Source organism: Streptomyces cinnamoneus (assembly GCF_002939475.1).
GTDB classification, from domain to species: domain Bacteria; phylum Actinomycetota; class Actinomycetes; order Streptomycetales; family Streptomycetaceae; genus Streptomyces; species Streptomyces cinnamoneus_A.
Map to the genome: position 1 here is coordinate 1987898 of NZ_PKFQ01000001.1, position 26803 is coordinate 2014700.

At 70.5% G+C, this 26803-nt stretch carries 32 protein-coding genes; 16 read left to right on the top strand and 16 right to left on the bottom strand.

Annotated elements, in window-relative coordinates:
- Positions 1 to 40 precede the first annotated feature (40 nt).
- The 3 genes from CYQ11_RS08240 (at position 41) to CYQ11_RS08250 (ending at position 2956) form a co-directional block, all read left to right on the top strand.
- Complete coding sequence (locus tag CYQ11_RS08240; RefSeq protein WP_181143835.1) at positions 41 to 559, top strand: DUF4240 domain-containing protein; 519 nt, start codon at positions 41 to 43, stop codon at positions 557 to 559.
- Complete coding sequence (locus CYQ11_RS08245) at positions 559 to 1455, top strand: TIGR01777 family oxidoreductase (protein ID WP_099200820.1); 897 nt, start codon at positions 559 to 561, stop codon at positions 1453 to 1455. Before CYQ11_RS08240 ends, CYQ11_RS08245 begins: the two co-directional genes overlap by 1 nt.
- Before the next feature lie 178 nt (positions 1456 to 1633).
- Positions 1634 to 2956 (top strand): NAD(P)/FAD-dependent oxidoreductase, encoded by a 1323-nt coding sequence (locus CYQ11_RS08250; RefSeq protein WP_099200819.1) that lies wholly within the window; start codon positions 1634 to 1636, stop codon positions 2954 to 2956.
- A 67-nt stretch (positions 2957 to 3023) separates the two neighbouring features.
- On the opposite strand, the gene CYQ11_RS08255 is transcribed toward CYQ11_RS08250, so the two are convergent.
- A complete protein-coding gene (locus CYQ11_RS08255; protein ID WP_099200818.1) occupies positions 3024 to 4484 on the bottom strand; it encodes an NsdA family TPR-like regulatory protein in 1461 nt (486 codons plus the stop codon).
- 271 nt (positions 4485 to 4755) lie between these two features.
- Between CYQ11_RS08255 and lipB the strand changes: the two genes are divergently transcribed.
- The 4 genes from lipB (at position 4756) to CYQ11_RS08275 (ending at position 7793) form a co-directional block, all read left to right on the top strand.
- Positions 4756 to 5559, top strand: coding sequence for a lipoyl(octanoyl) transferase LipB (gene lipB / locus CYQ11_RS08260; RefSeq protein WP_099200817.1), 804 nt, complete (start codon positions 4756 to 4758; stop codon positions 5557 to 5559).
- A gap of 122 nt (positions 5560 to 5681) precedes the next feature.
- A complete protein-coding gene (lipA, locus tag CYQ11_RS08265) occupies positions 5682 to 6635 on the top strand; it encodes a lipoyl synthase (RefSeq protein WP_099200816.1) in 954 nt (317 codons plus the stop codon).
- A 203-nt stretch (positions 6636 to 6838) separates the two neighbouring features.
- Entirely contained in the window at positions 6839 to 7099 is a 261-nt protein-coding gene (locus CYQ11_RS08270; protein ID WP_099200815.1) for an SCO2195 family GlnR-regulated protein, read from the top strand.
- A gap of 10 nt (positions 7100 to 7109) precedes the next feature.
- Complete coding sequence (locus CYQ11_RS08275) at positions 7110 to 7793, top strand: DUF4191 domain-containing protein (RefSeq protein ID WP_099200814.1); 684 nt, start codon at positions 7110 to 7112, stop codon at positions 7791 to 7793.
- 266 nt (positions 7794 to 8059) lie between these two features.
- Here the strand turns inward: CYQ11_RS08275 and CYQ11_RS08280 are convergent, their stop codons facing one another.
- Positions 8060 to 8527 carry an RDD family protein gene (locus CYQ11_RS08280; RefSeq protein WP_099200813.1) on the bottom strand — a complete coding sequence of 156 codons (468 nt, stop codon included), beginning with the start codon at positions 8525 to 8527 and terminating at the stop codon, positions 8060 to 8062.
- Between the two features lie 295 nt (positions 8528 to 8822).
- On the opposite strand from CYQ11_RS08280, the gene glnA reads away from it, so the two are divergent.
- On the top strand, positions 8823 to 10232 hold the full coding sequence (gene glnA / locus CYQ11_RS08285) for a type I glutamate--ammonia ligase (protein ID WP_099200812.1): 1410 nt from the start codon (positions 8823 to 8825) through the stop codon (positions 10230 to 10232).
- A gap of 121 nt (positions 10233 to 10353) precedes the next feature.
- Here glnA and CYQ11_RS08290 read toward each other — a convergent pair whose 3' ends face one another.
- From CYQ11_RS08290 to CYQ11_RS08350, 13 genes are all read right to left on the bottom strand, one after another.
- Positions 10354 to 11577, bottom strand: coding sequence for a tyrosine-type recombinase/integrase (locus CYQ11_RS08290; RefSeq protein ID WP_099200811.1), 1224 nt, complete (start codon positions 11575 to 11577; stop codon positions 10354 to 10356).
- Entirely contained in the window at positions 11577 to 11774 is a 198-nt protein-coding gene (locus CYQ11_RS08295; RefSeq protein ID WP_099200810.1) for a helix-turn-helix domain-containing protein, read from the bottom strand. Before CYQ11_RS08295 ends, CYQ11_RS08290 begins: the two co-directional genes overlap by 1 nt.
- A complete protein-coding gene (gene repSA, locus CYQ11_RS08300) occupies positions 11771 to 13159 on the bottom strand; it encodes a replication initiator protein RepSA (RefSeq protein WP_181143611.1) in 1389 nt (462 codons plus the stop codon). Before repSA ends, CYQ11_RS08295 begins: the two co-directional genes overlap by 4 nt.
- Positions 13156 to 13335, bottom strand: a complete 180-nt coding sequence (locus tag CYQ11_RS29145; protein ID WP_146104652.1) for a hypothetical protein — start codon at positions 13333 to 13335, stop codon at positions 13156 to 13158. Before CYQ11_RS29145 ends, repSA begins: the two co-directional genes overlap by 4 nt.
- On the bottom strand, positions 13332 to 13700 hold the full coding sequence (locus CYQ11_RS08305) for a MazG-like family protein (protein ID WP_420894521.1): 369 nt from the start codon (positions 13698 to 13700) through the stop codon (positions 13332 to 13334). Before CYQ11_RS08305 ends, CYQ11_RS29145 begins: the two co-directional genes overlap by 4 nt.
- Positions 13701 to 13981: 281 nt before the next feature.
- Positions 13982 to 14302 carry a SpdD-like protein gene (locus tag CYQ11_RS08315; RefSeq protein ID WP_099200808.1) on the bottom strand — a complete coding sequence of 107 codons (321 nt, stop codon included), beginning with the start codon at positions 14300 to 14302 and terminating at the stop codon, positions 13982 to 13984.
- Between the two features lie 35 nt (positions 14303 to 14337).
- A complete protein-coding gene (locus tag CYQ11_RS08320) occupies positions 14338 to 14529 on the bottom strand; it encodes a mobile element transfer protein (RefSeq protein ID WP_099200807.1) in 192 nt (63 codons plus the stop codon).
- Positions 14530 to 14550: 21 nt separating this feature from the next.
- Positions 14551 to 15225 carry a DUF2637 domain-containing protein gene (locus CYQ11_RS08325; protein WP_099200806.1) on the bottom strand — a complete coding sequence of 225 codons (675 nt, stop codon included), beginning with the start codon at positions 15223 to 15225 and terminating at the stop codon, positions 14551 to 14553.
- Positions 15226 to 15306: 81 nt separating this feature from the next.
- Positions 15307 to 15495 carry a hypothetical protein gene (locus CYQ11_RS29935; RefSeq protein ID WP_240003528.1) on the bottom strand — a complete coding sequence of 63 codons (189 nt, stop codon included), beginning with the start codon at positions 15493 to 15495 and terminating at the stop codon, positions 15307 to 15309.
- The gene (locus CYQ11_RS08335; protein ID WP_146104653.1) at positions 15492 to 15701 is read right to left on the bottom strand and encodes a hypothetical protein; all 210 of its coding nucleotides are present in this window, start codon (positions 15699 to 15701) and stop codon (positions 15492 to 15494) included. Before CYQ11_RS08335 ends, CYQ11_RS29935 begins: the two co-directional genes overlap by 4 nt.
- 5 nt (positions 15702 to 15706) lie before the next feature.
- Positions 15707 to 15910: a hypothetical protein gene (locus CYQ11_RS08340; RefSeq protein WP_099200804.1), complete on the bottom strand. Its 204-nt coding sequence runs from the start codon at positions 15908 to 15910 to the stop codon at positions 15707 to 15709.
- An 89-nt stretch (positions 15911 to 15999) separates the two neighbouring features.
- On the bottom strand, positions 16000 to 17355 hold the full coding sequence (locus CYQ11_RS08345) for an FtsK/SpoIIIE domain-containing protein (RefSeq protein WP_099200803.1): 1356 nt from the start codon (positions 17353 to 17355) through the stop codon (positions 16000 to 16002).
- A gap of 2 nt (positions 17356 to 17357) precedes the next feature.
- Positions 17358 to 17714, bottom strand: coding sequence for an SCO3933 family regulatory protein (locus tag CYQ11_RS08350; protein WP_099200802.1), 357 nt, complete (start codon positions 17712 to 17714; stop codon positions 17358 to 17360).
- Positions 17715 to 17842: 128 nt separating this feature from the next.
- On the opposite strand from CYQ11_RS08350, the gene CYQ11_RS08355 reads away from it, so the two are divergent.
- The 3 genes from CYQ11_RS08355 (at position 17843) to CYQ11_RS08365 (ending at position 21450) form a co-directional block, all read left to right on the top strand.
- On the top strand, positions 17843 to 18685 hold the full coding sequence (locus tag CYQ11_RS08355) for a GntR family transcriptional regulator (RefSeq protein ID WP_181143612.1): 843 nt from the start codon (positions 17843 to 17845) through the stop codon (positions 18683 to 18685).
- A complete protein-coding gene (locus CYQ11_RS08360; protein ID WP_181143613.1) occupies positions 18682 to 19365 on the top strand; it encodes an HAD family hydrolase in 684 nt (227 codons plus the stop codon). Before CYQ11_RS08355 ends, CYQ11_RS08360 begins: the two co-directional genes overlap by 4 nt.
- A 954-nt stretch (positions 19366 to 20319) precedes the next feature.
- On the top strand, positions 20320 to 21450 hold the full coding sequence (locus tag CYQ11_RS08365; protein ID WP_099200799.1) for an acyltransferase family protein: 1131 nt from the start codon (positions 20320 to 20322) through the stop codon (positions 21448 to 21450).
- A 45-nt stretch (positions 21451 to 21495) separates the two neighbouring features.
- On the opposite strand, the gene CYQ11_RS08370 is transcribed toward CYQ11_RS08365, so the two are convergent.
- Positions 21496 to 21771: a hypothetical protein gene (locus CYQ11_RS08370; RefSeq protein WP_099200798.1), complete on the bottom strand. Its 276-nt coding sequence runs from the start codon at positions 21769 to 21771 to the stop codon at positions 21496 to 21498.
- 119 nt (positions 21772 to 21890) lie between these two features.
- On the opposite strand from CYQ11_RS08370, the gene CYQ11_RS08375 reads away from it, so the two are divergent.
- The 5 genes from CYQ11_RS08375 to CYQ11_RS08395 all read left to right on the top strand — a co-directional run bounded on the left by CYQ11_RS08375 (position 21891) and on the right by CYQ11_RS08395 (position 26788).
- Positions 21891 to 22259: an arsenate reductase family protein gene (locus CYQ11_RS08375; protein WP_099200797.1), complete on the top strand. Its 369-nt coding sequence runs from the start codon at positions 21891 to 21893 to the stop codon at positions 22257 to 22259.
- Positions 22260 to 22441: 182 nt separating this feature from the next.
- The gene (locus CYQ11_RS08380) at positions 22442 to 23140 is read left to right on the top strand and encodes a DUF817 domain-containing protein (RefSeq protein WP_099200796.1); all 699 of its coding nucleotides are present in this window, start codon (positions 22442 to 22444) and stop codon (positions 23138 to 23140) included.
- Between the two features lie 199 nt (positions 23141 to 23339).
- Positions 23340 to 24266 (top strand): sphingomyelin phosphodiesterase, encoded by a 927-nt coding sequence (gene sph, locus CYQ11_RS08385; protein WP_099200901.1) that lies wholly within the window; start codon positions 23340 to 23342, stop codon positions 24264 to 24266.
- A gap of 434 nt (positions 24267 to 24700) precedes the next feature.
- Positions 24701 to 25330 carry a winged helix-turn-helix domain-containing protein gene (locus tag CYQ11_RS08390; protein WP_099200794.1) on the top strand — a complete coding sequence of 210 codons (630 nt, stop codon included), beginning with the start codon at positions 24701 to 24703 and terminating at the stop codon, positions 25328 to 25330.
- Positions 25331 to 25513: 183 nt separating this feature from the next.
- Positions 25514 to 26788: a sensor histidine kinase gene (locus CYQ11_RS08395; protein WP_099200793.1), complete on the top strand. Its 1275-nt coding sequence runs from the start codon at positions 25514 to 25516 to the stop codon at positions 26786 to 26788.
- Positions 26789 to 26803 lie beyond the last annotated feature (15 nt).

The window sequence follows — 26803 nt, forward strand, 5'->3', positions numbered from 1 at the left end:
GGGTGCGTGGGGCACCGGCAGGACCGATGCTGGTGCCGTGATGGACGAGACGGAGTTCTGGGAGCTGATCGACACCGCACGTGACGCCGCCGAGGGAGACCCCGAGGACCAGGCCGACGTCCTGGTCGAGAGCCTGACGCAGTTGGAGCCGGAGGACGTGCTGGACTTCGCCCGGCACTTCGAGTCGCGCTACAACCGCGCCTACCTCTGGGACCTGTGGGGCGCGGCCGCCGTGCTGCTGAACGGTGCGAGCGACGACGTGTTCGACTACTTCCGGTGCTGGCTGATCGGGCAGGGCAGAGAGGTCTTCGAGGGCGCCGTCCACGACCCCGACCAGCTCGCCGAGCTCCTCGACGACTTCGACGACGAGGTCGACGGGGACGGGGAGGACCTGGGCTACGCGGCGGACGAGGCGTACGAGCAGCTGACCGGCACGGAGACGCCCGACCTGGGCCTCGCGCCGCAGCCGGCCGAGCCGCTCGGCACCCCGTTCGACCTGGAGGACGAGGCCGCGCTGGCGGAGCGGTTCCCCCGGCTCTGGGAGAGGTTCAGGGCCTGATGCGGGTGGCGGTCACCGGCTCGTCCGGGGTCATCGGCGGGGCGCTCGTGCGGTCCCTCGAAGCGGACGGTCACCGAGTCGTGCGCCTGGTGCGGCGCGCGCCGCGCGGGGAGGACGAGGCCCGGTGGGATCCCTCGCGCCAGTACGTGGCGCCGGGCGCGCTGGAGGGCTGCGACGCCGTCGTCCACCTCGCCGGCGCCGGCATCGGCGACCACCGCTGGACGGCCGCCTACAAGAAGGAGATCCGCGACAGCCGCGTGCACGGCACCGGGACGATCGCCGAGGCGGTGGCGTCGCTGGCCGAGCCGCCCCGGGTGCTGGTCAGCGCCGGCGCGATCGGCATCTACCCCGACGCCGGCGACGCAGTGATCGACGAGGACACCCCGCCGGGCCGGGGCTTCCTGAGCGACGTCTGCCGGGACTGGGAGGAGGCGACGGGCGCGGCCGCCGAGGCGGGCGTCCGTACGGTCGTCATCCGGACGGGACTGGTGATGAGCCGTCAGGGCGGTGCCCTCGGCAGTCTCCTGCCGCTGTTCCGGGCCGGTCTCGGCGGCCGGATCGGCGACGGCGCGCAGTACTGGAGCTTCATCGCCCTGTCCGACCACGTCGCGGCCGTGCGCCACCTCCTGGACTCCCCCGGCCTCTCCGGTCCCTTCAACCTCACCGCTCCCCGGCCCGCGACCAACCGCGAGGTGACCGAGGCGCTGGGGCGCGTGCTGAAGCGTCCGACGCTGCTGCCCGCGCCCGCTCCGGCGCTCAGACTGGCGCTGGGCGAGATGGCCGGGGAAGTGCTGGCCAGCCGGCGGGTGCTGCCCCGGCGACTGGAGGCGTCCGGCTTCTCCTTCGCGTACCCGGACGCCGAGAGCGCCGTACGCGCGGCGCTGACCGACAGCTGACGGGGTACGGCCCCCGCACCGGACCCCGCCCGTGCGACCGCTGTGCGACCGTGCTCTGTTCGTGCGCGACTGTTATTGACCGGAATTCTCTCTACGGTCGAGGCGAACTCGCGCATCGCCGCCCCCGGTTGAGGGCATCAGGCCCCCGAGCGAGAGCGGACCGACCCCGGGAGGGCACGTGCTCAGCAGCGCACGCGACACCGCACACCACGCTGACGTCGTCATCGTGGGGGCCGGCCTCGCCGGCCTCTCGGCGGCTCACCATCTCACCGGCGCCGGGGTGAGCGTCGCGGTCCTCGAGGCGGAGTCCCGCCCCGGCGGCCGCATGACGACCGACGAGGTCGACGGCTTCCGCCTCGACCGCACCGGCCAGTTGCTCAACACGTCCTTCCCCGAGCTGACGCGCACCCCTGGCCTCGAAGCGCTCAAACTGCGCCCCTTCACCCCCGGCGTGCTGGTCCACGCGGACGGCCGCAACCACCGCACCGGAGAACTCCGCGGTGCCAAGCGCGCCTTCACCACGGCGCGCGCCTTCGCCGCCGCCCGCGCCCCGCGCAGCGCCGGCCTCGATCAAGCGCGGCTCGGCGTGGCACTGGCCCGCCTTGCCGCGCTGCCCAGCGAGCGGATGCTGGCCCGGCCGGACCGCCCCACGGCCGCCACCCTGGGCGGCCGCGGCCTGCCCGGCCGCACCGTCGAGGGCTTCCTCCGCCCCCTGCTGGTCTCCCTGCTGTGCGACCCGGACCTGACGACGTCCAGCCGGTGCGCCGACCTGGTGCTGCGCGGCTTCGCGCGCGGCCGGCTGTGTCTCCCGGCGGGGGGCGCGGGGACCATCGCGGACCTGCTGGCCGGCGGGCTGCCCGCGGACACGCTCCACACGGGCGTGCACGCCAAGTGCGTGGCGACGACGTCCGTCGGCACCGCCGAGCACGGCGACGTCCCCTGCCGTTCGGTCATCGTGGCCACCGGCGCGCGGGCCGCCGCCGAGCTGATCCCCGGCCTGCGGCTGCCGGGCTTCCACCCCGTGACGATCCTCCACCACGCCGCCGACGAGCCGCCGCTGCGGGACGCCTCCCTGGTCCTCACCACGGGCCGCCGGGGCCCCGTCGCCCACACCACGGTGGCCAGCGAGGTGGACCCCGACCGCGCGCCCCTCGGCCGCGCCCTGGTGACGTCGACCGTGCTGGGCCCCGCCGCCGCCCTGCCCACCGCCGAGCTGGACCGGGCGGCCCGGGCGCAGCTGGCCCGGGTCTACAACACCTCGACCGCCTCCTGGCGGCTGCTGGCCGCCCACCACGACCCGGACGCGGTCCCCGCCATGCCGGCCCCCCACGACATCCGCCGGCCGGTGCGCCTGCTGTCGGGCCTGTACGTCTGCGGGGACCACCGGGAGACGAGCACGGTCCAGGGCGCCCTGTCCTCCGGCCGCCGGGCGGCCCAGGCCGTCCTGCGCGACCTGGGGATCCGGCCGGGGCACGGCACGCAGGTGCTGCGGGCGGCCTAGGGGGTGTCCGATGTGTTGACGGCCCCCGGGTGCGGGGCGGGCGCGCGGGCGTCCGCCCCGCACCCGCTCACAGCCCCGCCACCTTCTCCCGGTAGGCCCGGACCGCGGCGGCGTCCCGGTAGGGCTCCAGCCGGCGCTCGAAGTCGCGCACGTACTCCAGCGCCCTGACCGAGCGCATCTCGGCGGCCTGCTGCGCCGCCTCCACGCCCAGCGCGCAGGCCTGCTCCAGCTCGCCGAGCCCCAGCCGCGCGGAGGCCAGCACGACGCGGCAGAACAGCCTGCTGCGCGCGTACGCGGGGCTGCGCAGCTGGAGCGAGCGCTCCGCGTGCTGGGCGGCGGCCCGGTGCTGCTGGAGGTCCCGGTGGCAGTGCGCGAACTCGTCCGCCAGCTCGGCCTCGTCGAAGAACCGGGCCCAGTGGGGCAGGTCCTCCCCCGTCCGCGACGTCTCCAGCGCCCGCTCCGCCCGGGCCAGCGACGCCGAGCAGGCCCGTACCTCGCCGAGCACCCCGTGCCCGCGCGCCTCCACCGCGTGCAGCAGCGACTGCACCACCGGCGGGGCGCTCGACCCCACGCCCTGCTGGGCGACCCGGGCCAGCTGCACGGCCTCGCGGCCGTGGCCGAGGTAGACGGCCTGCCGGCTCATGGTGACCAGGACGTAGCTGCCGTAGGCGCGGTCGCCGGCGGCCTGGGCCAGGCGCAGCGCCTGGACGTAGTAGCGCTGGGCCAGGCCGTGGGCGGCGATGTCGAAGGACGTCCAGCCGGCCAGCCGGGTCAGGTCGGCGGCGGCCGCGAAGAGCCGCCGCCCGGTCGTCTCCCCGTAGGTGCCGCGCAGCATCGGCTCGGTCTCGTGCTCCAGGTAGCGCACCAGCGCCTGGCGGGCGTGCCCGCCGCCGTAGGCGGCGTCGAGGGTGCGGAAGAGCTCGCCGACGGACCTCAGGGCGGCGATGTCGCCCATGGAGACCCGGCTGCCCGGCGCCCGTTCGGCGAGCCGCTGCCGGGGCAGCGGAGCCTGGACACCGCCGCGCGCCTGAGCGGGCAGGCGCGCGCCCTCTGCGGAGGGCGCGGGGCCGGTGCCGCGCGCCACGCGTTCGTCCGCGCGCCCGATGAGCCAGTCGCGGCTCGGCACGACGAGCCCGGCCGGGGTGAACGCGATCTTCCGGAGCTCGGTGTGGCTGCCGGAGTCCTTGCGCCACAGGCCGCTGACGATGTCAATGGCCTCCTCGGGCGAGGCGGCGAATTCGAGCCCGGCGTAGACCGGGGCGCACGCGTCCAGGCCGAGGTCCTGTGCGGACAGCCGGCGGCCGAGCCGCCGGGTGAAGACCTCGGCGATCAGCGCCGGTGTCGTGCCGCGCGGCTGCTGGCCGCGCAGCCACCGGGTGACGGAGGTTTTGTCGTACCGCAGGTCGAGGCCGTGCTCGAGTCCCAGCTGATCCACGCGGCGCGCCAGGCCCGCGTTGGAGAACCCGGCCTCCGCGATGAGCGCGGCGAGCTGACGGTTGGGAATGCGCTGTGGGGGTCGTTCCGTCATCAGCCTGCCGGTCTCCCTGATCTCTGTTCTGGAACGGCGTGAACTTAACGGCCCCCGCCGCCCCGATCGCCACCTTCGCCCCGCATTCATCCGATCGTGTGAGGACAGATCAAATGGGCCCGGGAGGCGGTCCCGGGCGGCGGCCGCCTGCGGGGTCGCCGGAGAGTCGCCGTACAGTGGGCAAGGGCGTGCGAACCTGCGGGGACGCACCGGGACGCACACCGGGACACGCCCGAGGAACACCGAACCGGTTCGAAGAGGAGCTGCCGCCGTGAGTGAGCTGCGCTTTGTCCACCTGGGCTTCGGGGCGGACTCCGTCGAGTACCAGGAGGCGTGGCAGGAGCAGCGCAGGGTCCACGCGGCCCGGTTCGCGGACGAGATCCCGGACACCTGCCTGCTGCTGGAGCACCCGGCGGTCTACACGGCCGGGCGGCGCACGGAGGACAGCGAGCGCCCCCTGGACGGCACCCCGGTCATCGACGTCGACCGCGGCGGCAAGATCACCTGGCACGGCCCCGGCCAGCTTGTCGGCTACCCCATCCTCAAGCTGCCCCGCCCGGTGGACGTCATCGCGCACGTCCGCCGCCTGGAGGAGGCGCTGATCCGCACGTGTGCGGAGCTGGGACTGGAGACGACCCGGGTGGAGGGCCGCAGCGGCGTGTGGGTGCTGGGCGATCCAGTCGACCAGCGCCCGGCGATCCCCGGCCTGAACCTGGACTTCGACCCCCGGCTGACCGACGAGGAGTTCGACCCCCGGCTGAACGGCCCGGAGTACGCCCCGTCCAACGCCGGCCAGCGCCGCGAGGACCGCAAGCTGGCGGCCATCGGCATCCGCATCGCCAAGGGCGTCACGATGCACGGCTTCTCGCTGAACTGTGATCCCGACAACACCTGGTTCGACCGGATCGTCCCCTGCGGCATCCGCGACGCCGGCGTGACCTCGCTCTCGAACGAGCTGGGCCGCCGGGTGACGGTGGGCGAGGTGGTGCCGCTGGTGGAGAAGCACCTGCGGGAGATCCTGGAATCCGAGGCCCCGCTGCCCCGCGAGGTCGAGCCGGCCCAGGTCGCCGGCTAGGGGGAATGCGCCCAGGGCTCCATCAGTTGCCTTGGGCATACGCGTAGCCACGCGTACGAGCGTAGGAAATAACGGGCGTACCCTGGTGTTCGCCGAGGAATCGAAGTCATAGGGAGCCGGACGTGTCCGCTGTCGCACCCGACGGACGCAAGATGCTGCGCTTGGAGGTCCGGAACGCCCAGACCCCCATCGAGCGCAAGCCCGAGTGGATCAAGACCCGCGCCAAGATGGGCCCCGAGTACAAGGAGCTCCACGGCCTGGTGAAGCGCGAGGGCCTGCACACGGTGTGCCAGGAGGCGGGCTGTCCCAACATCTACGAATGCTGGGAGGACCGCGAGGCCACGTTCCTCATCGGCGGCGACCAGTGCACCCGGCGCTGCGACTTCTGCCAGATCGACACCGGCAAGCCCCAGGCCCTGGACCGCGACGAGCCGCGCCGCGTCGGCGAGTCCGTCGTCGCGATGGACCTGAACTACGCCACGATCACCGGCGTCGCGCGCGACGACCTGCCGGACGGCGGCGCCTGGCTGTACGCCGAGACCGTGCGCCAGATCCACGAGCAGACCGCCGGCCGCGAGGGCGGCCGCACCAAGGTCGAGCTGCTCGCCCCCGACTTCAACGCGGTCCCCGAGCTGCTCGAAGAGGTCTTCGCCTCCCGCCCGGAGGTCTTCGCCCACAACGTCGAGACGGTGCCGCGGATCTTCAAGCGGATCCGCCCCGGTTTCCGTTACGAGCGTTCCCTCGACGTCATCACCCAGGCCCGCGCGTACGGCCTGGTGACCAAGTCGAACCTGATCCTCGGCATGGGCGAGACCCGCGAGGAGATCAGCGAGGCGCTCCAGCACCTGCACGACGCGGGCTGCGAGCTGATCACCATCACCCAGTACCTGCGGCCGAGCGTGCGCCACCACCCGGTGGAGCGCTGGGTGAAGCCGCAGGAGTTCGTCGAGCTGAAGGAGGAGGCGGAGGAGATCGGCTACGCCGGTGTCATGTCCGGCCCCCTGGTCCGCTCGTCGTACCGGGCCGGCCGCCTCTACCAGCAGGCGATGGACCGACGGAGCCAGGCGGCCGTGTAGGCCCCGCTCCGCCCCCCGTGCCGTCGACGCGGCCCGCACCTCTCACCCGGATCCGGGAGATGGTACGGGCCGCGTCAACGTTTCATAGGCGTTTGACCAACTAGTCATGCGTTGGTAACACCGTTCAGTAACGATGGAAGCACGCACAGCAGTACGACACCCTCCACGCCTCGAATTCTTTCCGCTCCCGAGGGGATACCGACATGCAGGCCGCGCCCGGTAACGCAGTCTTCGCGAACGCCACACGCGCGTCTTCCGCTCCGCCTTCCACGCTCACCGTCAGGCCCCCGTCGTTCACCGGGGCCCTGCGCGCCCTGGAGGAACTGCTGATGCGCGGCGGTCAGCGCACGGCCCGCCGGAACGCCTGGACGGCGGTGCTGGAGGACCGCCGCCGCGCCAAGGACCGCCGCGAGGCCCAGCACGTCCTGGAGGCCGTGGCGGCCCCCGGTCCGCAAGCCACGTAAACTTCGGCGTATGGCGAGGAAGGAAACATCCGAGAACCCCGGGCGACTGCAGCAGATCGCCCTGACCTACAAGATGACCAAGAAGGTCGACTCGAAGGTCGGTCTTGTCGTCGCGGCTGTGGGCATGGTCACCTTCGGTGTACTCCTTGCCATCGGCTTCTGGATCGATCACCCGGTCTACCTGGGCATTCTGGGCTTCCTGCTGGCATTCCTCGGTATGGCGATCGTCTTCGGGCGACGTGCCGAGCGCGCTGCCTTCGGGCAGATGGAGGGCCAGCCGGGAGCGGCCGCCGCGGTGCTGGAGAACATCCGGCGCGGCGGCTGGACGACGACGCCCGCGGTCGCGATGAACCGCAACCAGGACGTCGTCCACCGGTCCGTCGGCAAGGCGGGCATCGTGCTGGTCGGCGAGGGCAACCCGAACCGGGTGAAGGCCCTGCTGGCGGCCGAGAAGAAGCGCATGGCGCGCATCGTCGCGGACGTGCCGGTGCACGACATCGTGGTGGGTGACGGCGAGGGCCAGGTGCCGCTGAAGAAGCTGCACACCACGCTGCTGAAGCTGCCGCGGGTCCTGCCGGGCGCCCAGGTGACGGCCGTGAACGACCGTCTGCGGGCGCTGGGCGACCTGATGAGCAACATGCCGATCCCCAAGGGGCCGATGCCCAAGGGCATGCGCATGCCGAAGGGCCGCTGACGCGTCACGGCACCCGAACGAAACGGAAGGCGGGCCGGAACGAGAGTTCCGGCCCGCCTTCCGTTGTCGCCTCGGTCCCGGCTCGTGGGCCGTCCGTCCTGCCTCTCGGGCGGGGGCCGGTCTGCGGCTGGACGGTCAGGGGAGTTGAGCGGGGGGGGATCCGAGCTTTGGCCGGCCCGGGCGGCTGGATCGACACCCGGTCGGCGGACGGCCAGAGCCACACCAGGCCGGCGGGGCGGCTGGAGCCCCACCAGACCGGCGGACGGCTAGATCCGCACCTGGACGGAGCGGGTGAGCCGGTCGTGCAGTCCGCGGGTGTCACGGTCCCAGACGACCGCGGGCACGACGAGGACGATCAGCAGGCTACGGAGCAGGACCCGCGGCAAGGACAGCCGCCCGCCCCCCTCGGCGGCCACACGCAGGCCGAGCAGCCGCTTGCCGGGGGTGCAGCCGACCGTGCCGACCGTGAGCACGCTGAGCACGAAGAAGATCAGCACGGCCCAGTTGCCGGCCCGCTGGGGCTCGCCGCCGGCGAGGAGGCCGTATGCGATGAGCATGCACAGCGCCCAGTCCACGAGGAGGGCCACGACCCGCCGCCCGACCGGGGCGATCGAGCCCGGGCCGCTCTGGGGCAGCCCCAGGCGTTCACCCTGGTGGCCGAATTCGACGCCCATGTCCTCGGCCGCCGCGCGGGGGCCGGAGAGCCATGAGCCGATTGCTTGCCTGTTGTCCACCCGTCCACGGTACTGCGCCCGTATTCGTCCCCCGGATGCCGGGGGCGCGCCCCGCCGGAGGACCGGCCGGAACCCCCCTGCCGGACCACGGACGCCCCGCCGCGGGAGCACGGACGGCCGAAGAGATCACCTTCGTTCCGGTTAACCTCGGCGAAACAAATGGGTCATGCTTGAGAAATCCCGCCTCTCTAGGGTCGGCCCCAGCGCGTCGCAGCAGCATGTCATCGTGCACCGCGACACGGACGCGCCATCGAAGCAATCCCCGACCGCGTGCGGCCGGGCTAGGAGGAGTTGGATGTTCCAGAACGCCGACGAGGCCAAGAAGTTCATCTCGGACGAGGACGTCAAGTTCGTCGACGTCCGGTTCTGCGACCTGCCTGGCGTGATGCAGCACTTCACGATCCCGGCCTCGGCCTTCGACCCGACCGAGGAGCTGGCGTTCGACGGCTCGTCGATCCGCGGCTTCCAGGCCATCCACGAGTCGGACATGGCTCTGCGCGCCGACCTCTCCACGGCCCGCATGGACCCGTTCCGCCGGGACAAGACGCTCAACATCAACTTCTTCATCCACGACCCGATCACGGGTGAGCAGTACAGCCGCGACCCGCGCAACATCGCCAAGAAGGCCGAGGCCTACCTCGCCTCCACGGGCATCGCCGACACGGCGTACTTCGGTCCCGAGGCCGAGTTCTACGTCTTCGACAGCGTCCGCTTCGAGACCAGCGCGAACCAGTCCTTCTACCACATCGACTCCGAGGCGGGCGCCTGGAACACCGGTGCGCTGGAGGACAACCGCGGCTACAAGGTCCGCTACAAGGGCGGCTACTTCCCCGCCCCGCCGGTCGACCACTTCGCCGACCTGCGCGCGGAGATCTCCCTGGAGCTGGACAAGGCCGGCCTGCAGGTCGAGCGCCAGCACCACGAGGTCGGCACGGCCGGCCAGGCGGAGATCAACTACAAGTTCAACACGCTGCTGGCCGCGGCCGACGACCTGATGCTCTTCAAGTACATCGTGAAGAACGTCGCCTGGCGCAACGGCAAGACCGCCACCTTCATGCCCAAGCCGATCTTCGGTGACAACGGCTCCGGCATGCACGTCCACCAGTCGCTGTGGAGCAACGGTGAGCCGCTCTTCTACGACGAGCAGGGCTACGCCGGGCTGTCGGACACCGCCCGCTACTACATCGGCGGCATCCTCAAGCACGCCCCGTCGCTGCTGGCCTTCACCAACCCGACGGTGAACTCCTACCACCGCCTGGTGCCCGGCTTCGAGGCCCCGGTCAACCTGGTCTACTCCCAGCGCAACCGCTCGGCCGCCATGCGCATCCCGATCACGGGTGCGAACCCCAAGGCCAAGCGCGTCGAGTTCCGCGCCCCGGACCCGTCGTCCAACCCCTACCTCGCCTTCTCGGCCCTGCTCCTCGCCGGCCTGGACGGCGTGAAGAACAAGATCGAGCCGGCCGAGCCGATCGACAAGGACCTCTACGAGCTCGCCCCCGACGAGCACGCGGGCGTCCCCCAGGTCCCCACGTCCCTCCCGGCCGTCCTCGAGGCCCTGGAGGCCGACAACGAGTACCTCCAGGCCGGCGGCGTCTTCACGTCCGACCTGATCGAGACCTGGATCGACTACAAGCGCACGAACGAGATCGCCCCGATCCAGCTGCGCCCGCACCCGCACGAGTTCGAGATGTACTTCGACATCTAGGGAACCCGCAGGTCAGAGCCGCTCTATGAAGCTCTGGGCCGTACATGGGCCGTGGGCCGTGCCTTCCCCGCTTGGGAGGAGGGCACGGCCCACGGTCGTTGAATGTGCGGTTGCCGATCAGCTATGCGGCAAAGGCCGCGTCAATGGCACGGCGGGCGCGCTCGCTGCTGTTGGGCAGCAGGTGCGTGTACGTGCGGAGCGTGAAGCCCGGGTCTGAGTGGCCCAGGTACTCGGCCAGAGCCTTGACGTTCTCACCCGCATCGAGAAGCACCGAGGCGTAGTAATGACGCAGCGCGTGCATCCCATGCTCGCGGGACTCCTTAAAGCGCTCCCCCGGTTGCCGCTCTGGGATAGCCCCGGCGGCGACCAGAGCAGGCTTCCACAAGTACATGTTGAAGTAGTTCCTGTTCAGCGCCTTGCGTTCACGGGTGTAGAGCAGCAGCGAGGCCGTGACCGGAGGCCCGTCGGGAGTCTTCCAGGGCAAGGTCACTTCCAGCGGTGGGCGCCGCGTGATGTGCTGCGTGAGGGCGGTCGACGTCACATCGGCAAGTGGTACGTCACGAATCTTGCCGCCCTTAGGCGGAGCGAAGACCAGTTCCGCGCCGATCATCTTGACCTGGCGCACTACGTGGACGACGCCGCCCAAGAAGTCCACGTCATCAACGGCGAGGCCGAAGACTTCCCCTTGGCGGAGACCGCAGCCAGCGCCGAGGTCTACGGTTAAGCGGTACTGCTCAGGTAGCCCGAGACGGACCGTACGGACACGTTCGTGCGACCAGGGCTGCACCTTGCGTCGCTCTACCTTGGGGGCGCGAACGGAGCGCGCGCGACACGGATTTCGAGCAATCAGCCCATCGTCGACCGCAGCCGTGAACACCGACGAGACGTTCGCGAAGACGACCCGCTGATACGTCGGCGCCATGCCCGAGTCCTGAAGCGCACGCGCCCAGGCCCGGATGTTGCCTGGGGCGAAGGCGGACATGGAGCGGGAACCCAAGTGCGGGAAGGCGTGAAGCCGGAGCCGGAGTTCCACCGCCTGGCGGGTGGCAGGATCTGTCGTCTGTGAGGCCATCCAGTCCGAAGCGAAGTCCCGGAAGGTGATCCGACCAGCTGTCGGGTCAATGTACTGGCCGCGCGCCATGTCAGTCTCGATCGTGGACAACCACGTCTCGGCCCGCCGCTTCTGCTTGTCGGGGAAGCTCTTGGACTTCTCGGTGCCGTCGGGGCCGACATAGCGGGCTCGATACCGCAGGCCGATGCCGTGACGGTCGGTCTTGGTCTTGACGGGTTTGCCGCTGGGGCCGGGTTCGGTCTTGTACCAGCGGTCTTGGATGTGTCCGGCCATCAGACGGCCTCCCCGTTGATGAGGGAGGTGATCCACACGCGTACGTCCTCGGGGTCGTAGCGCAGGTGGCGGCCGACTCGGAAGCCGCAGGGACCAGTGCGCTTGCGGCGCCACTGGTAGACCGTCTCCACGGGGACCCCGAGCAGGTCGGCCACGTCGATGGGGGTTAGGTAGCGAGTCGGAAGGAGGCGGCTCATGCGCCCACCTCCTGGTCACCCAGGTCGTTCAGTGCTTCGCGGGCGGTTTCGCGATTCAGCTGGAGGCTGCGGGCAATGGTGGCTGCGAGGGCGGATTCGCCGGGGGTGTGGCCGTGTCCGGCGTACTGCCAGTCGGCGAGGAGGAGCACGGTGCCCGGGTCGCGGTCGTCGATGCCGTGGGCTTGGCGTTCTTGGGCTGCTCGGTAGTCGGCACGGGCCTGGCGGAGGGCGCCGAGGGTGGTCGAGTAGTGGCGGGACTTGCTGGAGAAGTGGCCTCGGAAGCCGAGCATGTGGGCCCACGCCCACAGCCGACGGTCGGGGTAGAGCGGGTCGAGCGTCCAGCATGCGGCGATCAGGTGGCGGGCGTGGTCCGGGACGCCGTGGCGGTCGAGTTCGGCGAGTTCACCGATCCGGCGGTCGAGGGTGCCGGTGCTCTCCGCCGATTTGGTGGCGTACTTGGCCACGTAGGAGGCGACGGCCTGTTCCGTGATGTCGGAGCCGTCGCCGAACGCTTTGACCGGGCGGACATCGAGCTGGGTGCCCCAGCGGAACGTGCGGGCCGGTTGGTCGTCGGCGGCCGGGACGGAGACGGAGGTGTACGGGTGCTGTGCGGCGGCGCGGATCGCGTCGGTCAGCAGGTCGACGCTCGCCCAGGACGGTGGCGGGCTCTGGGGCCCGTCGGGTCCGTCGAGGCGGATCACGGCGTGAAAGTGGATGGCGCCGCGCTTTTGGAACTCGGCGACCTTACCGAAGGAAACCCGAAGGAACTCACGGGACTCGCGCTGCGTGAGTCCGGCGCGTCGGGCGATCTCGCGGCGGAGCCGGGTGGTGAAGCGCTGCCACAGTTCGCCCGCGTGGTTGTTGAAGAGCACCGTGCCCGCGTAGTCGTACGTCTCCGGGGCGAGGGCGGTAGCGAGGGCCGGGTCGTCTGAGGCGTGGCGGGTGCCGCAGCGGCAGGTGCCGTGGTGGGGTCGGTTGTGGACGGGGCCGAAGGAGGGGGCGGTGAGGGTGGCGAAGACGCGGGGGTGGTCGCGGACGGTGGTGGGGATGTCGCGGCGGTCGTCTCCGGCGAGCCCGGCACGGATGAGGTGGTAGGTGTCTCCGGCGTAGGTCCAGGCGCAGGAGGGGCAGCGGGAGGCACGGCGGTTGCCGCAGGCGACCCGGAGCCGTCCGCCCGGCTCACCATCGGTCGTGTAGTGGTGCAGGGTCTCGCCGGTTACGCGGTCTTGGGTGATAGCCCAGCCTCGGAGGTGGATGGGGTCGGCGCAGCCTCCTGTGCGGCGGACCTGCTCCTGCCAACGGTCGAAGCCGGGTGCCCCGGCCACCCTGAGCAGGTCGCCCAGGGTGATCGGGTCCAGGCCCGCGAAGGTCGCGGTGTCGGTCAACGGTTGTCCTCCTTCCGGGTGTGGGCGTCGATCCACGCCTCGGCGCAGACCTTGTGGACGGGCTTGCCTCGGTCCGAGCGCAGGGGGGTGGGCTTCCCGCAGCACACGCACGGTTTGTCACCGGAGTGGTCGAAATGCTTGTGGTCGCGCCAGTCGAGGAAGGCCACGGCAGTCACCAGCCCCCGGAGTGATTGCCGAGCGTGGAAGGGCTGACCCGCTCGCGGCGGGTGCGTATCGCAGTGTCGAAGAAGGCGGCCGGATCTTCGGTGAAGGCGCATAAAGCGACCAGTGCGGTCAGGGCCACATCACACAGTTCGGTGGCGACGTCCTCTCGGGTGTGAGTGATGCCCTTGCGGGGGTTCTGGCCCCGCAGCCCTATGTAGGCCTGCGCTGCTTCCCCTGCTTCCTCGGTGAGCTTGAGAAGCCGCAGCGCGATTTCTTCCGGTCCGGTGCCGTTGTGGGAGTCGAGCCACATGACCAGGGCAAGCACGTGGTGCCACGGCATACCGGGCCAGTCGTGGGTGGGAGGCAGGTCAGCCACTTCAGCTCACCTCCCGGCCGCAACGAGGACGGGCCTGATCTTGCTGGTGCCGGTGCCACGGCAGGCGGGGCACGTGGCGGTGATGGTCTCCCGGTGCCCGGTCGGGGTGGTTCGGCCGGTGGTGACGGCTACGGCGGGGAACCCGTCGCAGTGAGAGCACGGCCGGGATAAAGCATGGGTGTGCTGAGGCATGATGGGGATCTCCCTTTGCTGATTGGTGAAGGGGGCTTGGGTCCTCGGGGCGGCGGATACTTGGCGGTAGAGGCCGCCCCGGGGACTGTTCAGCGCTTGAGGTCGTTGAGCATGGAGCGCGCGATCACGGCGACGATGGCCAGCGAGGTGGCGGTGATGGCGATGGCCAGGAACATGCCGACCAGGACCGCACCGACGACGAGCACCGCAACGGAGCCCAGGCCGATGGCTGCGACCGTGCCACCCGCCGACAGCTGCACAGCCCGCTGAGCGGGGGCAGCCGGAGGCACGGTGTGTTGGCACACGATCGGTGTCACTGAGCCCTCGGGGCACCCGTCGCCCTGGATGTCGCGGGCGGGAATGACGACGGGAGTCGGCAGGGGGTTCGTGGGCACTTTTGGATAAAGCATGGTTGGTCTCCTCCTTGAACGTGTCTGGTAGGCGTTTAGGTGGGTTGGCAGCAGTGGGTGCGGGCGGCGAGCTGAGCGGCGGTCTGGCTGGAGTAGTCGGCCGACCAGCCGCAGTGGTCGTTGGTGCACACGGCGGCGTGTTTGGTACGGCCATGCCGGTCACGGTGCGTACCGATCTGCACGGGGCCGATCCGCATCAGCGAGTGGAAGCGGTCGTAGGCGGGCATGTGGGTGCTTCTCCGTTCGTGTCAGGCGAGCTGGGCTGCGATCGCGTCGGCCATCGAGGCGGGCACTCCCAGGCGGGCGCGCAGGGTGTCGGTGTCGATCTGCGCGCCGGTGCGGGCGTGGTGGTCGTCAGCGACCCTGCGGGCGTGAGCGACCAGCGCGACCGGGACCACAGGCAGCGACTCGGGTTCCACGGCAGGAGCTGGACAGGCCGGGGCCTCTTCGACGTCGGCGACTGGTGCGGTCTCTGGCTCCCCAGCGGGTTCCGGTCCCGTCACCTCGGGTTCGGGGGCCGGGGCTACTTTTGCCGACGTGATCGGTGCCGGGTCTTCGGCCGGGTCAGGAACGTGAGCGAGAAGGGTTCCGCCGAGGAACGCGGCGGCGGGCCAACCGGCGACCAGCATGCGCAGCCAGGCCGGAGGATGGGCCAGGTCGAGGAATCCGGCGGTGGCGACGTTAGCGCCGAGGGAAGCTGTTAGGGCGATGATGAACCAGGCCCAGGCCAGGCGTGCGCGGGTGCCCGAGCGCAGGCGGCGCCATGCGGCGACCAGGAGCAGGTCGACGGAGACGGGGTAGGCCCAGCCTTTCCAGCCGTCTTGCCCGGCGGCTTGGGCGATGTCGTGAAGGTGAGCGAAGGACAAGGCACCGGCGATCACGGCCTGGACGAGAACGGGGTCTCGTCGGGGCAGTCGGCTCATCGCGCGGTCCTCCTTCCAAGCATCAGGGCGGAGGCCCGGGGCCGGGCCGGAAGCCTTGAGCGGCCCGGCTCCGAGCGGGGTTCAGGGCGTTTCGCTGATCTGGCCGCTTCCGAGGCAGGTCAGGCACAGGGCCTCTTGCCGGTCCGGGCTCTCGTGCTTCTTCCGGCCGCCGACCTTGAACGTCTCGGACGTCTGGCCTGCGGTGCAGTCCGGGCAAGGTTTCGCGGAGGCCTTGCGGCGAGTGGTCTTACGAGCAGCCACCGTGATCACCGCTCCTCTCGGGGGTATCCGTGGCCCTCGGGCGGGTAGTCGCCCCATTCCTTGGCTTCGAATTCGGCGATCGTCGCGGAGTAGAGGGCCGCTGCGAACTCGGCGTCATGGCGGGGGTGGCACACGTACTCGGCCACGTGGCAGGCGAGGTGGTTCTGGCGTTCGTCGTCCGCCCGCTGCGCGTCGTAGTCGTAGTCGTAGGCCATGACCGTCACCGATCCCGGCGGGGGTAGTCGTGACCCTTGGGTGGGTAGTCGCCGCGCTGCGAGGTTCCGCAGCCCCGCATAACGATCGAGGTGAATTCCGGGTCGGCGTCGTCGCGGTAGCTGTAGGTCTGCGCGTCGTGCAGGAGCTTTCCGGTCAGACGCTGGTCTTCTGCCGCGTCACTGGTGCTGCGGCGGTCTCGGTAGGACACGGGTATCTCTCCTTTGTGCCCGGTTTCGGGCATGGATGGGGTAGGGACCTGGCGCGAAGGCGGTCGCGCCGACCGTTGGGGCGGGTGGGTCAGACCGTGGTGGGGGCGGTCTCGACGGCCGGAGCCGGAGCCTTAGCCGAGTGCGGCAGCGCGGGCCGGAAGGGTGCCAGTTCTGGCAGGTCCGGGGTCAGGTGCGCGTACCGGTTGCAGACGTTCACGACCTGCCGCAGCGAGATGTGCGGAGCGCGGATGCGGGACCATCCGCCGGTGGAGTCACCAGCGATAGCCACGCCGGGACGGTCGGGGGGAATGTGGATCGCGGCGAGTGCCGCATCGGGGGCGATGTCGCCGAAGGCCATGTTCGCGCTCGACTCGTCGTTGACCCGATGTGCCGTCCGCCCGGTCAGCTGAGCGCGAAGCATCGTGATGCCCTTGCCCAGTTCGGAGCCGAAGCGCTGGCCGCAAATCTCCAGATAGATACCGGCAGCGCGGCCGAGCTGAGAGAGGCGGACCAAAGCGGTAACGCACCGGTCCCGGCGCTTCTCCTCATCCTTGCTGGCAACCAAGGCCAGTTCCGCGACTTCATCGACGACGACTACAACCGGTGTAGGCCGCAGATCGTCAGGCAGGTCCCAGATGTCGGCGGCGATCTCCGCATCAGGCACGTCAGCCGCAATACGCTGCTCAGCGCGAATGAGCTGATAGACGCCTCCCATACGGGACACGAGTGCGTCAAGCAGGTCAGCGGCAGTATCGGAGTTGTCGGCCAGCGCGGAGAACCGACGCGCCAGCGGGAACAGCTCCACTCCCTGTTTGCAGTCGATACCAGCCAGGGCAACATCCAACTTGGCCAGCTCAGCCACCAGGTTGCGCAGATAGACCGACTTCCCAGACTCCGTAGCACCGATAGTCAGAGCATGGGGGACGGCCCGGTAGTCGCGATAGTGCACAGAGCCGTCCTCACGCAGCGCGACCGGGACGCGCATCGATGCACGGTCGACCTTGGACGGCATCTGCACCCGCTTGAGCACGTCGTAGCCAGTCATCCGCAGCTCTACGACCCCCGAGCGCACCTCCTGGGACATCACCCGGTACATCACGAACGAGTGACGCAACCGGTCGGTAGCCGCAGCGACGTCGAAAGCATCTTGACCGGGGCAGAGCTTGAGCCGTAGGACAAGGCCAGTCCTTGTCGGCCGCAGGCGCAGCAGGCGCGGAACCCGTGGCTGCGAGATAGGGCGGTTAGCGAACCTGGCGAGAGCCATGCGCCAGCGCGACGGCGGAACCGTCAGCCTGCACGCATCCATCACCGAGCTGTACCGAACCAGGACCCGCAGCGCGGCGAAGGTCGCCCCGAAGGTCAGCCAGTACCAGGTGGGACGCCACCACCGCAGGAGACCAGCGACGGCGAAGACCACCAGCAGCGTGACCACTAAGCCGCTCATGGTCAGGCCGCCTTAGGCTTCGTGGCACCGGCGACAAGCGATGTCACAGCCACTGCTCGGAAGCTGATCCCATGGCGCTTCTGACCGTTGAACTCGTTCTCCCACGGCCGGGCCACCAGCCCAGTCAGCGCCACCGGGGTGCCCATCACCAGCTCACCAGAGACACCTGTCTCCGGAACGGCTACGGACAGGATCTCCACCTCATCGTTCGCCGCGAACATCACGTCCACGACCGACAGCGGTGCACCGGTCTCAGCGTCCACCGCACGCTCACCAGTACGACGGTCCTTCAACTTGGGCTGCGGAGGCTTAGCCACCATCACAGAGGCGGCGGAAGTGTCGACGGGGATCTGACGCATAGCGCACTCCTAGGCTCACAGATGGCCAGGTTGGCCAACTTGGCTATGCCAGTACGTTAGACCAGCTTGGCTAGTCAGGTCAACGGTTGATTAGGCAAGCTGTGCCAGCTGTGACACCATGTCCCGGTATGAGCCTCGATCCAGATGACCCGCGACCGCCATACGTGCAGATCACGAACGCGTTGCGCGCCGCGATCCTCACGAAGACGCTCACGCCTGGCGAGCGGCTTCCCTCTCAGAACGAGCTGACCAAGCGCTACCAGGTCTCGCGCGCCACAGTGCAGCGCGCCTTGCGCGACCTCCAAGACGAAGGACTCATCGTCGCCCGCCAGGGCAGTGGAGTCTTCGTGCGCAGCAAGACCGAGCGCCCGATGGCGCTTCGTCCGCACATCGAGCAAGCGTTCGCGGCCGACGAGGTGACGATCGACTTCGCTGGGTTTTCGGGTGAAACCCTGTATGGGGCAATCCGGGAGCCGATTGACCGGATCCGAACCGGACGCCTCCGGCCGCAGAGCATCAATCTGCGCGTTTTGGTTCCGGATACCAGGAAGCCGCAAGCACTTCCGGCATCCCTCGATCCGTCAGTCACGGCAGAACAGGTTCGAGAGCGGGCCCACCGCATCATGCTCCGGAGCACTCAGGGGATCGTCGATGCCGTGACCGAACTTGAGATTCTAGGGTTGATCGAGCAGGCCCGCGTTAGCGTTCGCGTTCACGGCTTCACGCCGTCGTTCAAGCTCTACATCCTCAACCAGCGTGACGTGTTCTTCGGGTTCTACCCCGTAACACCTAATACGGTGCCCATCGGCGGAGAGCCAGTAAAAATTCTGGACGTTTTGGGGCTGGACGCCACTCTGTTTCCGTTCTCTCAGGGAGACGACCGCAACGGCAACGAAACGCAGTGGGTCGAACAGAGTCAGCTGTGGTTCGACAGCGTATGGGACAACCTAGGCGAGGACTTCACACCGTGACTGGAGCGGACGCAGTCAAAGAAGTGCTTTCCCGGGCGGACTCGGTCCTCCTGGACTTTGATGGCCCGATCTGCCATGTCTTCGCAGGTCTGCCAGCGCCGAGCGTGGCTCAGCGTCTGCGCGAGAGTTACACAGAGACGCACGGCAAGGCCGCCGCTTCACGCTTGGGGCAGACAGATGACCCCTTGGAGCTGGTGAGACGGGCGGGCACGAAGAAGTTGCCCGGCGCTCGGAGGCTAGAGGCCATGCTGACCGCCTTGGAGCTGGAGGCCGTCAACGCTGGAGAGCCCACCCCGCATGCCAGGGAGGCCATCCAGGCGGTTCATGCCAGCTCTCGAAAGCTGGCCGCAGTGAGCAACAACAGCACCGCTGCACTGGTCCAGTACTTCTCGGAACATAGCCTTGATCGGTACGTCTCTCCGCTGATCGGTCGAGAGCCGGAGCACCTGACGCGAATGAAGCCGGACCCACACATGGTCCTGCTGGCCTTGAAGGCGCACGGGACAGCGCCACACCGCGCCGTGGTGGTCGGCGACTCTGTGACCGATATTCAGGCCGCCCACGCTGCTGGCGTGCCATGTATCGGGTATGCCAATAAGCCGGGGAAGGCTGAAACCCTGAAACACGAAGGCGCCACCACGGTTATTCAGGACATGGGCGAACTCACAGAGGCCATCTGACCCAACGCACGACAGGCGCCCCGCTCGATCTTCGGCCTCATCACCGGCAGCGCATGCGGTGCGATAAGAGTTTCTCTACTTCATCAAGCACCCGGCTGCGCTCCGCTCCGCCGGGCGGGCTTCCCGGCTCCGCTCCGCGCGACGCTCCTGCCTTCGGCCCGCTCCGCGCGGGCTGCGCCGACGCCCGCCCCTACGGCGGGACAGGCCCGAAGGCATGAGCCGAGCCCATACGGGCCGCTGGATCCGTCTCTCACCGAAAATGCCTCCGGCGGGGGCGCTCAGGCTCCGGGATGGCGGGGGCTCCGCGTGCGGCTGCGGGCCCGTCGTGGCGTGCGTGGGGGCTCCCATCCCGCCTGCCATCAACCCAGGCGAAGCCGAGCAGACGCGGCCCCTGGCGTCCAGGTCGTTCGTACAGTGGCGCGCTCCACCTGGACGCCAGGGACCACGCCCGCTCCACATGCGTGTGGGTCGACGGCAGACGGGATGGGAGCCGGGGACCGCTGTGGTTCCTGCTAGGACCCAAAAGCGCTCCTGGGCCGTGGTGGGGCCGTGAAAGGGCGCTCAAGGGTGACCGACAACGGCAACGGATGACGGCTCAGCCGCAGGTCAGCAGGTTGATCCACTAGACGACCGCAGGTCAGAAAGCCGCCTCATCACTTCTTCGACATCTAGACCGCGTCCGCCGCTCGCCGGCGGCAACACCGAGCCCCGTCACCGCCCCCGGCGGCGGCGGGGCTCCGGTGTGTCCGCGCGACCTCGCACCACGGGCGGGCGGAAGGAAGCTGAATGGTAGATTCCAGCACCCAGCCGCGGGCCTGTCCGTCCCGCCCGGCCCGTCGCCGGGTGCGCGACGGGGCGCGGGGGCGCCGGGTGGTGGCCGCGTCGGGGGGGTAGGGCTTCGGCGCAGCGGCTGACGCAGCACCCCTCTGCCAGCTCGTCGACGGATGCCAGCCTGTGAGCCTCATAACCTCCACCGCTCCGAAAGCTCCGCCCCGCCCCGCCGTTCCCCGGTCCATACGCCTGGACTCGCTCACGGGACTCCGCTGGTGCGCGGCCGCGTTGATCTTCTGTTACCACTTCTCCTTCGAGGAGTCCGCCGCCGGCAGCGGGCAGCACGTGGGGCAGCTGAGACACCTCACCCTCGCCGGGCCCTCGGCGGTCTCCTTCTTCTTCGTCCTCTCCGGCTTCGTGCTCGCGTGGTCGGCCCGGACGGCCGACACGGCCGGCGGGTTCTGGCGGCGGCGCTTCGCCCGCATCTACCCGAGCCACGCCGTCACCTTCTGCGTCGCCGTCGTGATGCTCCTGTGGATGGGGCTGACGCTCGATCCCCTCACCGGCCTCGCGAACCTCACCCTGACCCAGGCGTGGGTCCCCGACCCCGAGGTGTGGTTCGGCTACAACGGCGTCTCGTGGTCGTTGAGTTGTGAGTTCTTCTTCTACTTCGCGTTCCCGTTCCTGATCGGGCCCCTCCGGCGGCTGCGGTCCCGCGGGCTGTGGGCGGTGGTCGCGGCCGGGAACCTGTTCGTCGTGCTCTTTCCGCTGTACGGGCGGGACCTCGCGTACGCGGCCGGCTGGCACCCGAAGTTCCTGCTCTACCTGCTGCCGCCGGTGCGGCTGGCCGAGTTCGTCGTCGGCATCGCGCTGGCGCTGCTGGTGAGGAACGGTTCCTGGCGCGGCCCCGGGCTCGGCGTGAGCCTCGGGTTGTCCTGCGCCGCCGCCCTGTGGCTCGTCCACCTCGTGCCGTACGACTTCCACTGGAGCGCCTGCACGATCGTCCCGTACACGCTCACCATCGCCGCGGCCGCGCACGCCGACGCGCGGGGGTCCCGCTCACCGTTCCGGAACCGGGTCCTGGTGTACCTCGGTGAGATCTCCTTCTCCTTCTACCTGGTGCACGAAATGGTCATCTTCGGCACCAACCACTTCTTCTTCACCCACCACCTCTCCCCCGCCCTCTGGCTGGACACCCTCCTGGTGCTGGGCGTCTCCCTGGCCGGCGCGGCCCTCCTGCACCGGTACGTGGAGAAGCCCGGCGTGAGGCTGCTCTCCCGCGGGCGGCCGAAGCCGCGGCCGGCCGCGACGTGAGCGAGCCCCGTCCTCGGACGGGGCTCTTCCACACGGCGCCGGGGGTCAGGCGTCGGCGGGGATGAGGGAGCGCACCAGCCGGCAGGTGGTGTTGGACGGGCGGTGCACACCGATGCGGACCGCCGTGGTGCGTATCCTGCGGTTGTTCGCCTGCTCCGCCCGGCACACACCGGCGTGCAGCAGCGCGATGGCCAGGCGCATGGCCTTCAGCTGGCGGTTGTGGGCCTCGTACCACTCCCGCGGGCGGCCGGCGGGCAGGCGCTTCACGGGCAGGGTCGGAATGCTCGGCAGGTCGGGTCGAGGTGTTGCGGCTACTGCCATCGGCGTCCTCCTGAAGGGGTCGTGCACCCTTGCTCAACTCCCCCCATTTTACTGCCGACCACTGACAATCGGCCCTGGTCAAACAGGCTTCGGCCGGGGTGACGCGCTACCGTTGGGGCATGGAGATCTGGATCAATCCCGCCTGTTCCAAGTGCCGCGGCGCCCTCACGCTGCTCGACGCGGAGGGCGCCGGCTACACCGTCCGCCGCTACCTCGACGACGTGCCCAGCGCCGACGAGATCCGTGCCGTCCTCGGCCGGCTCGGGCTGGAGCCGTGGGACATCACCCGCACCCAGGAGGCGGAGGCCAAGGAGCTCGGCCTGGGGGACTGGCCGCGCGATGCGGCGTCGCGGGACCGCTGGGTCGAGGCGCTGGCCGGGCACCCGAAGCTGATCCAGCGGCCCATCATCACGGCCGACGACGGCTCCGCCCTGGTGGCGCGATCGGACGAGGCGGTGCGGGAGGCGCTGGCGCGGTCCAAGGGGTGACGCCCGGGTGGCCGCCCGGGCCGGTCAGGCGTGCCGGCGGGGCGGAACGCGCAGGTCACAGCAGATCATAGGGAACCGCCCCCACCTCCGGCCACGTCTCCCCTGCCATGTCCGCGATCATGCTTCCCGCACAGCAGCTGCTGCTCTTCGCGCGGTTGTAGACGCGCAGCTGCGCGTTCGCCATCGCCCTGCTCGCGGGGGTGGCCCTGTCGTCCTCCCTCGCGCCGCAGCTGCCCGTGGCCAGGTACGACCTGCTCCTGGGCTACGGGCTGCTGCTGACCCTGCTCTTCCGGCTGTGCGGCTGGGAGACGACGCGGGACCTGGCCGTGATCGCCGTGTGCCACGCCGTCGGGCTGGCCTTCGAGCTGGTGAAGGTCTCGCTCGGCTCGTGGAGCTATCCGGAGCCCGCCCTCTTCAAGGAGGCGGGCGTGCCGCTGTACGGCGGCTTCCTCTACGCGGCCGTCGGCAGCTACGTGTGCAGCGCCTGGCGGGTGCTGGACCTGGAGCTCACCGGCTACCGCCGGCGCCTGACGGCGGCCGTGGCGGCGGCGGTCTACGCGAACTTCTTCAGCCACCACTGGCTGCCCGACCTGCGCTGGCCCCTGGCCGCGCTGCTGGTGGCGGTCACCACGGGGACGTGGGTCCACTACACCGTGGGCTCCCGGCGCTACCGCATGCCGCTGGCCCTCTCCTTCGCGCTGATCGGTTTCTTCCTCTGGCTGGCCGAGAACATCGCCACCTACGCGGGCGCCTGGCGCTACCCCTCCCAGCTGCACGGCTGGCAGCCCGTCTCCGTCGAAAAGTTCGGTGCCTGGGCCCTGCTGATCAGCGTCACCGTCGTCCTGGTCGAGGCGTCCCGCCGGCGGCAGCGCACCCGCTGAGGAGGCACGGCGCGCGGCAGGGTTCCCGCTCCCGACCCCCGCCGGTCAACTGATCGTCATCCACGGCTAACGGCGACTGATCTGATGTGGAACGCTCGTTCCGCACCATCGCGCCCAGGAACCCCACCCCTTCAGGGAGTTGCCCGTGCCGTTCGCCGGAACCACCAAGGCCGCCGTCCTCGCCGCCACCGCCCTCACCATGGCCGCCCTGCCGCAGACGGCCCGGGCGGCCGACGCCTCGCCGGCCGCGACGACACTCCGGCTGAAGGTGCTGTCGTACAACGTCTTCCTCATGAGCACGAACCTCTACCCCAACTGGGGGCAGGAGCACCGGGCACGGGAGATACCGTCCGCCGGCTTCTTCCAGGGCAACGACGTCGTGGTGCTGCAGGAGGCCTTCGACAACTCCGCCTCCGACGCTCTGAAGGCGCGGGCGGCCGGCCAGTACCCGTACCAGACGCCCGTGGTCGGGCGGAGCACGAGCGGCTGGGACGCCACCGGGGGCGCCTACGCGTCGACCACGCCGGAGGACGGCGGGGTGACGGTCCTGAGCAAGTGGCCGATCGTCCGCAAGGAGCAGGTCGTCTTCAAGGACGCGTGCGGCGCCGACCGGTGGTCCAACAAGGGCTTCGCCTACGTCGTGCTGAACGTGGCCGGCACGAAGGTGCACGTCGTGGGCACCCACACCCAGTCGACCGACGGCGGCTGCGCCGCGGGCGAGGCGGCAGCCGACCGCTCCCGGCAGTTGCGGCAGATCGACGCGTTCCTGGACGGCAAGAACATCCCGGCCGGCGAGCAGGTCCTGCTGGCCGGCGACCTGAACGTGGACTCGCGCAGCGACGAATACCGCTCCCTGCTGGCCGACGCCGACGTGGCACCGGCGGACCACCGCACCGGCCACCCGTACTCCTTCGACACGAAGGAGAACTCGATCGCGGCCTACCGCTACCCCACCGACCCGCGCGAGGACCTCGACCACGTCCTCCACCGCAACGGGCACGCGCGTCCACAGGGCTGGACCAACACGGTGGTCAAGGAGCAGTCCGCGCCGTGGAAGGTCTCCAGTTGGGGCAAGGAGTACACGTACACGAACCTCAGCGACCACTACCCCCTGACCGGATCCTGACCCGATTTTGATCTGATCCGGAGCCGATCCGGATCCGATCCTGACCGGCTTCTGACCGGCTCCTGACCGGCCCGGGCCCCACGCCGGTGGCCCGCGGGTGACCGCCCTCACACCGGCGGCCCCCGGGCCGTCGGCTGACCAGCGGGAATCCGGTCAAGTACCAGGTGGGGGCTGCTCTCCCGTCGCCGGCCGTGCTTCAATAGGGGACATGGCCGGCTACCAGAACACCTCGACGGGTCGCGACGACCTCGAGCCCTTCTGGCCTTCTCGCCAGCACCACGACTTCGACCGAGTGTGTTGTCGCGCGTCCTTTACGCGGGCCCACTCCTCTCGCTGACCCACGTCGAAGTCAGCCGCCGGCGACCCTTCCGGCCAAGCGGCCCGCGCACGCACGTCCTCTCGACGGCCTCCCGTGCGAAAGAGCTGAGCTCCCCATGACGAACCTCCGCACCGTCACCGCGTCCTCGCCGGCCGCCCCCACCCTGCCCTCCCCCGCCCACCGCCACCGGCTGCGGGCCGTGGCCCCGGACGAGGTGCCCCCCGTCGCCGAGCTGCTGCACCCGGGCGCGACCTGGATGCCGGCGCCGCAGCACACCCTGCCCGACCTGCCGGGCCAGCCGCCGATGATCGGATATCTGGTGCTCGTACCGGCCGACCAGGCGCTGTCCGCCGCGCCCGGCCTCCCCGCCCCCGTGCCCGCCCCCCGTGCTCCGGGCGCGCAGGGCCCGGACGTCCCCGGGCCGGCCGCCCCGCGCACGCTCACCGAGGGGGACGCCCTGGTGCGCATCGACCCCGAGCAGCGGACGGCGCACATCGCGGGGAAGCCGCTGGACCTCACCTACCTGGAGTTCGAGCTGCTGGCCCACCTCGTCGCCCACCCCCACCGCGTCCACACCCGCGACCAGCTGGTGACCACCGTGTGGGGCTACGGGCACGTGGGCGACGGCCGCACCGTCGACGTCCACGTGGCGCGGCTCCGCCGCAAGATGGGGGCCGAGCACCGGTCGTCGATCGTGACCGTCCGCCGGGTCGGCTACAAGTACGCACCCCCGGCCGGCCTCTGACCCCGGCGTCCCCGCCCGTTCTCCGGCCGACCCCCGCGCCCCCGGCCGGAGGGTGGGGCCAGCACCACCCCCGTCCGGCGGCCCAGGCCCCGTGATCTTCACCCCTCCCAGGCCGCACAATGGTGACGGCCGGACGGCGGCCGCGGGAGGAAAAGGGTGGGGAAGAGCGTGGGGACAGGCCGGATGAGGGTCCGCGGGGGTTTGCTGGCAGGGGCGCAGGGGCTGTGGCTCGCCCTGTTCGGCCTGATCGGGTCCGTCCTGCTGTTCACGCTCACCGTGGTCTCGATCGTCCTGGTCGTGCTGGGGATCGGGTTCTTCACCACCCCCGTCATGATCAAGGCCCTGCGGGCCTTCGCCGACCAGCGCCGCGTCCTGGCCCACGAGTGGTCGGGGGTGCGGATCCCCTCCCCCTACCGGCCCCCGGTCCCCGCAGGCGGGCGGCGCGGCGGGCTGGCCGGCCAGGTCGAGGGCTGCGTGGCACTGCTGAAGGACCCGGCGACCTGGCGCGACCTCCAGTGGCTTCTCGTGGACATGACCGCGGGCTTCGTCCTGGCGATCCTGGCACCGTGCCTGCTCCTCTACGCGGTCTGGGGGCCCGTGCTGGCCCTCGGCGTCTGGAAGCCGATCGTCGAGGCGGGCGGCAACGAGTGGTTCACCTTCGTGCACGTCACCGGTCAGGAAAGCGCCGACTCGGCCGCCGTCCTCGGCCTCGCCTACGGCGTCCTCGGCCTGTTCGTCAATCCGGGGCTGCTGCGCACCAACTTCCACCTCACCCGGCACTTCCTGCGGCCGACCCGCGAGCGCGAGCTGGCGCTGCGCGTCGACCGGCTCACCGAGACCCGGCACGACGCGCTGGACAGCTCCGCCGCCGAGCTGCGCCGCATCGAGCGGGACCTGCACGACGGGGCGCAGGCCCGGCTGGTCGCGGTGGGCATGAGCCTGGGCGCCGTCGAGGCGCTGATCGAGAAGGACCCGCAGCAGGCCAGGAAGCTCGTCGCGGCGGCCCGCGCGACCTCCGCCGAGGCCCTGACCGAGCTGCGCGACCTGGTGCGCGGCATCCACCCGCCCGTGCTGGCCGAGCGCGGCCTGGGCGACGCGGTGCGGGCCCTGGCCCTGCGGATGCCGCTGCCGGTGGAGGTGGACGTCGACCTGGCGGGGCGCGCCGCGGAGCCGGTGGAGTCGGCCGCGTACTTCGCGGTCAGCGAACTGCTCACCAACGCGGCCAAGCACGCCGGGGCCGAACGGGTGTGGGTGGACGTCCACCACGCCCGGGGCACGCTCCGCATCGCGGTGACCGACGACGGCCGCGGCGGCGCCGACCCGGCGGGCGGCAGCGGGCTGGCCGGCCTGGAGCGACGCCTGGGCGCCTTCGACGGCGTCCTGGCCGTCAGCAGCCCCCGCGGCGGGCCGACGATGATCACCGTGGAGATCCCCTGCGCACTCGCCGCCGGTGGGTGAGTGAGAAGCTTGCGG

What these genes read in the sequence shown, in the direction of transcription:
- CYQ11_RS08315 (WP_099200808.1), bottom strand. Translation starts at nt 14,302, where the DNA reads ATGCTTTATCCAAAAGTGCCCACGAACCCCCTGCCGACTCCCGTCGTC.
- CYQ11_RS08295 (WP_099200810.1), bottom strand. Translation starts at nt 11,774, where the DNA reads ATGAGCCGCCTCCTTCCGACTCGCTACCTAACCCCCATCGACGTGGCC.
- CYQ11_RS08270 (WP_099200815.1), top strand. Translation starts at nt 6,839, where the DNA reads ATGCAGGCCGCGCCCGGTAACGCAGTCTTCGCGAACGCCACACGCGCG.
- CYQ11_RS08245 (WP_099200820.1), top strand. Translation starts at nt 559, where the DNA reads ATGCGGGTGGCGGTCACCGGCTCGTCCGGGGTCATCGGCGGGGCGCTC.
- glnA (WP_099200812.1), top strand. Translation starts at nt 8,823, where the DNA reads ATGTTCCAGAACGCCGACGAGGCCAAGAAGTTCATCTCGGACGAGGAC.
- CYQ11_RS08375 (WP_099200797.1), top strand. Translation starts at nt 21,891, where the DNA reads ATGGAGATCTGGATCAATCCCGCCTGTTCCAAGTGCCGCGGCGCCCTC.
- sph (WP_099200901.1), top strand. Translation starts at nt 23,340, where the DNA reads ATGGCCGCCCTGCCGCAGACGGCCCGGGCGGCCGACGCCTCGCCGGCC.
- CYQ11_RS08325 (WP_099200806.1), bottom strand. Translation starts at nt 15,225, where the DNA reads ATGAGCCGACTGCCCCGACGAGACCCCGTTCTCGTCCAGGCCGTGATC.
- CYQ11_RS08240 (WP_181143835.1), top strand. Translation starts at nt 41, where the DNA reads ATGGACGAGACGGAGTTCTGGGAGCTGATCGACACCGCACGTGACGCC.
- CYQ11_RS08355 (WP_181143612.1), top strand. Translation starts at nt 17,843, where the DNA reads ATGAGCCTCGATCCAGATGACCCGCGACCGCCATACGTGCAGATCACG.
- CYQ11_RS08345 (WP_099200803.1), bottom strand. Translation starts at nt 17,355, where the DNA reads ATGAGCGGCTTAGTGGTCACGCTGCTGGTGGTCTTCGCCGTCGCTGGT.
- CYQ11_RS08320 (WP_099200807.1), bottom strand. Translation starts at nt 14,529, where the DNA reads ATGCCCGCCTACGACCGCTTCCACTCGCTGATGCGGATCGGCCCCGTG.
- CYQ11_RS08290 (WP_099200811.1), bottom strand. Translation starts at nt 11,577, where the DNA reads ATGGCCGGACACATCCAAGACCGCTGGTACAAGACCGAACCCGGCCCC.
- CYQ11_RS08335 (WP_146104653.1), bottom strand. Translation starts at nt 15,701, where the DNA reads ATGGCCTACGACTACGACTACGACGCGCAGCGGGCGGACGACGAACGC.
- CYQ11_RS08275 (WP_099200814.1), top strand. Translation starts at nt 7,110, where the DNA reads ATGGCGAGGAAGGAAACATCCGAGAACCCCGGGCGACTGCAGCAGATC.
- CYQ11_RS08350 (WP_099200802.1), bottom strand. Translation starts at nt 17,714, where the DNA reads ATGCGTCAGATCCCCGTCGACACTTCCGCCGCCTCTGTGATGGTGGCT.
- CYQ11_RS08370 (WP_099200798.1), bottom strand. Translation starts at nt 21,771, where the DNA reads ATGGCAGTAGCCGCAACACCTCGACCCGACCTGCCGAGCATTCCGACC.
- CYQ11_RS08390 (WP_099200794.1), top strand. Translation starts at nt 24,701, where the DNA reads ATGACGAACCTCCGCACCGTCACCGCGTCCTCGCCGGCCGCCCCCACC.
- CYQ11_RS08395 (WP_099200793.1), top strand. Translation starts at nt 25,514, where the DNA reads ATGAGGGTCCGCGGGGGTTTGCTGGCAGGGGCGCAGGGGCTGTGGCTC.
- CYQ11_RS08255 (WP_099200818.1), bottom strand. Translation starts at nt 4,484, where the DNA reads ATGACGGAACGACCCCCACAGCGCATTCCCAACCGTCAGCTCGCCGCG.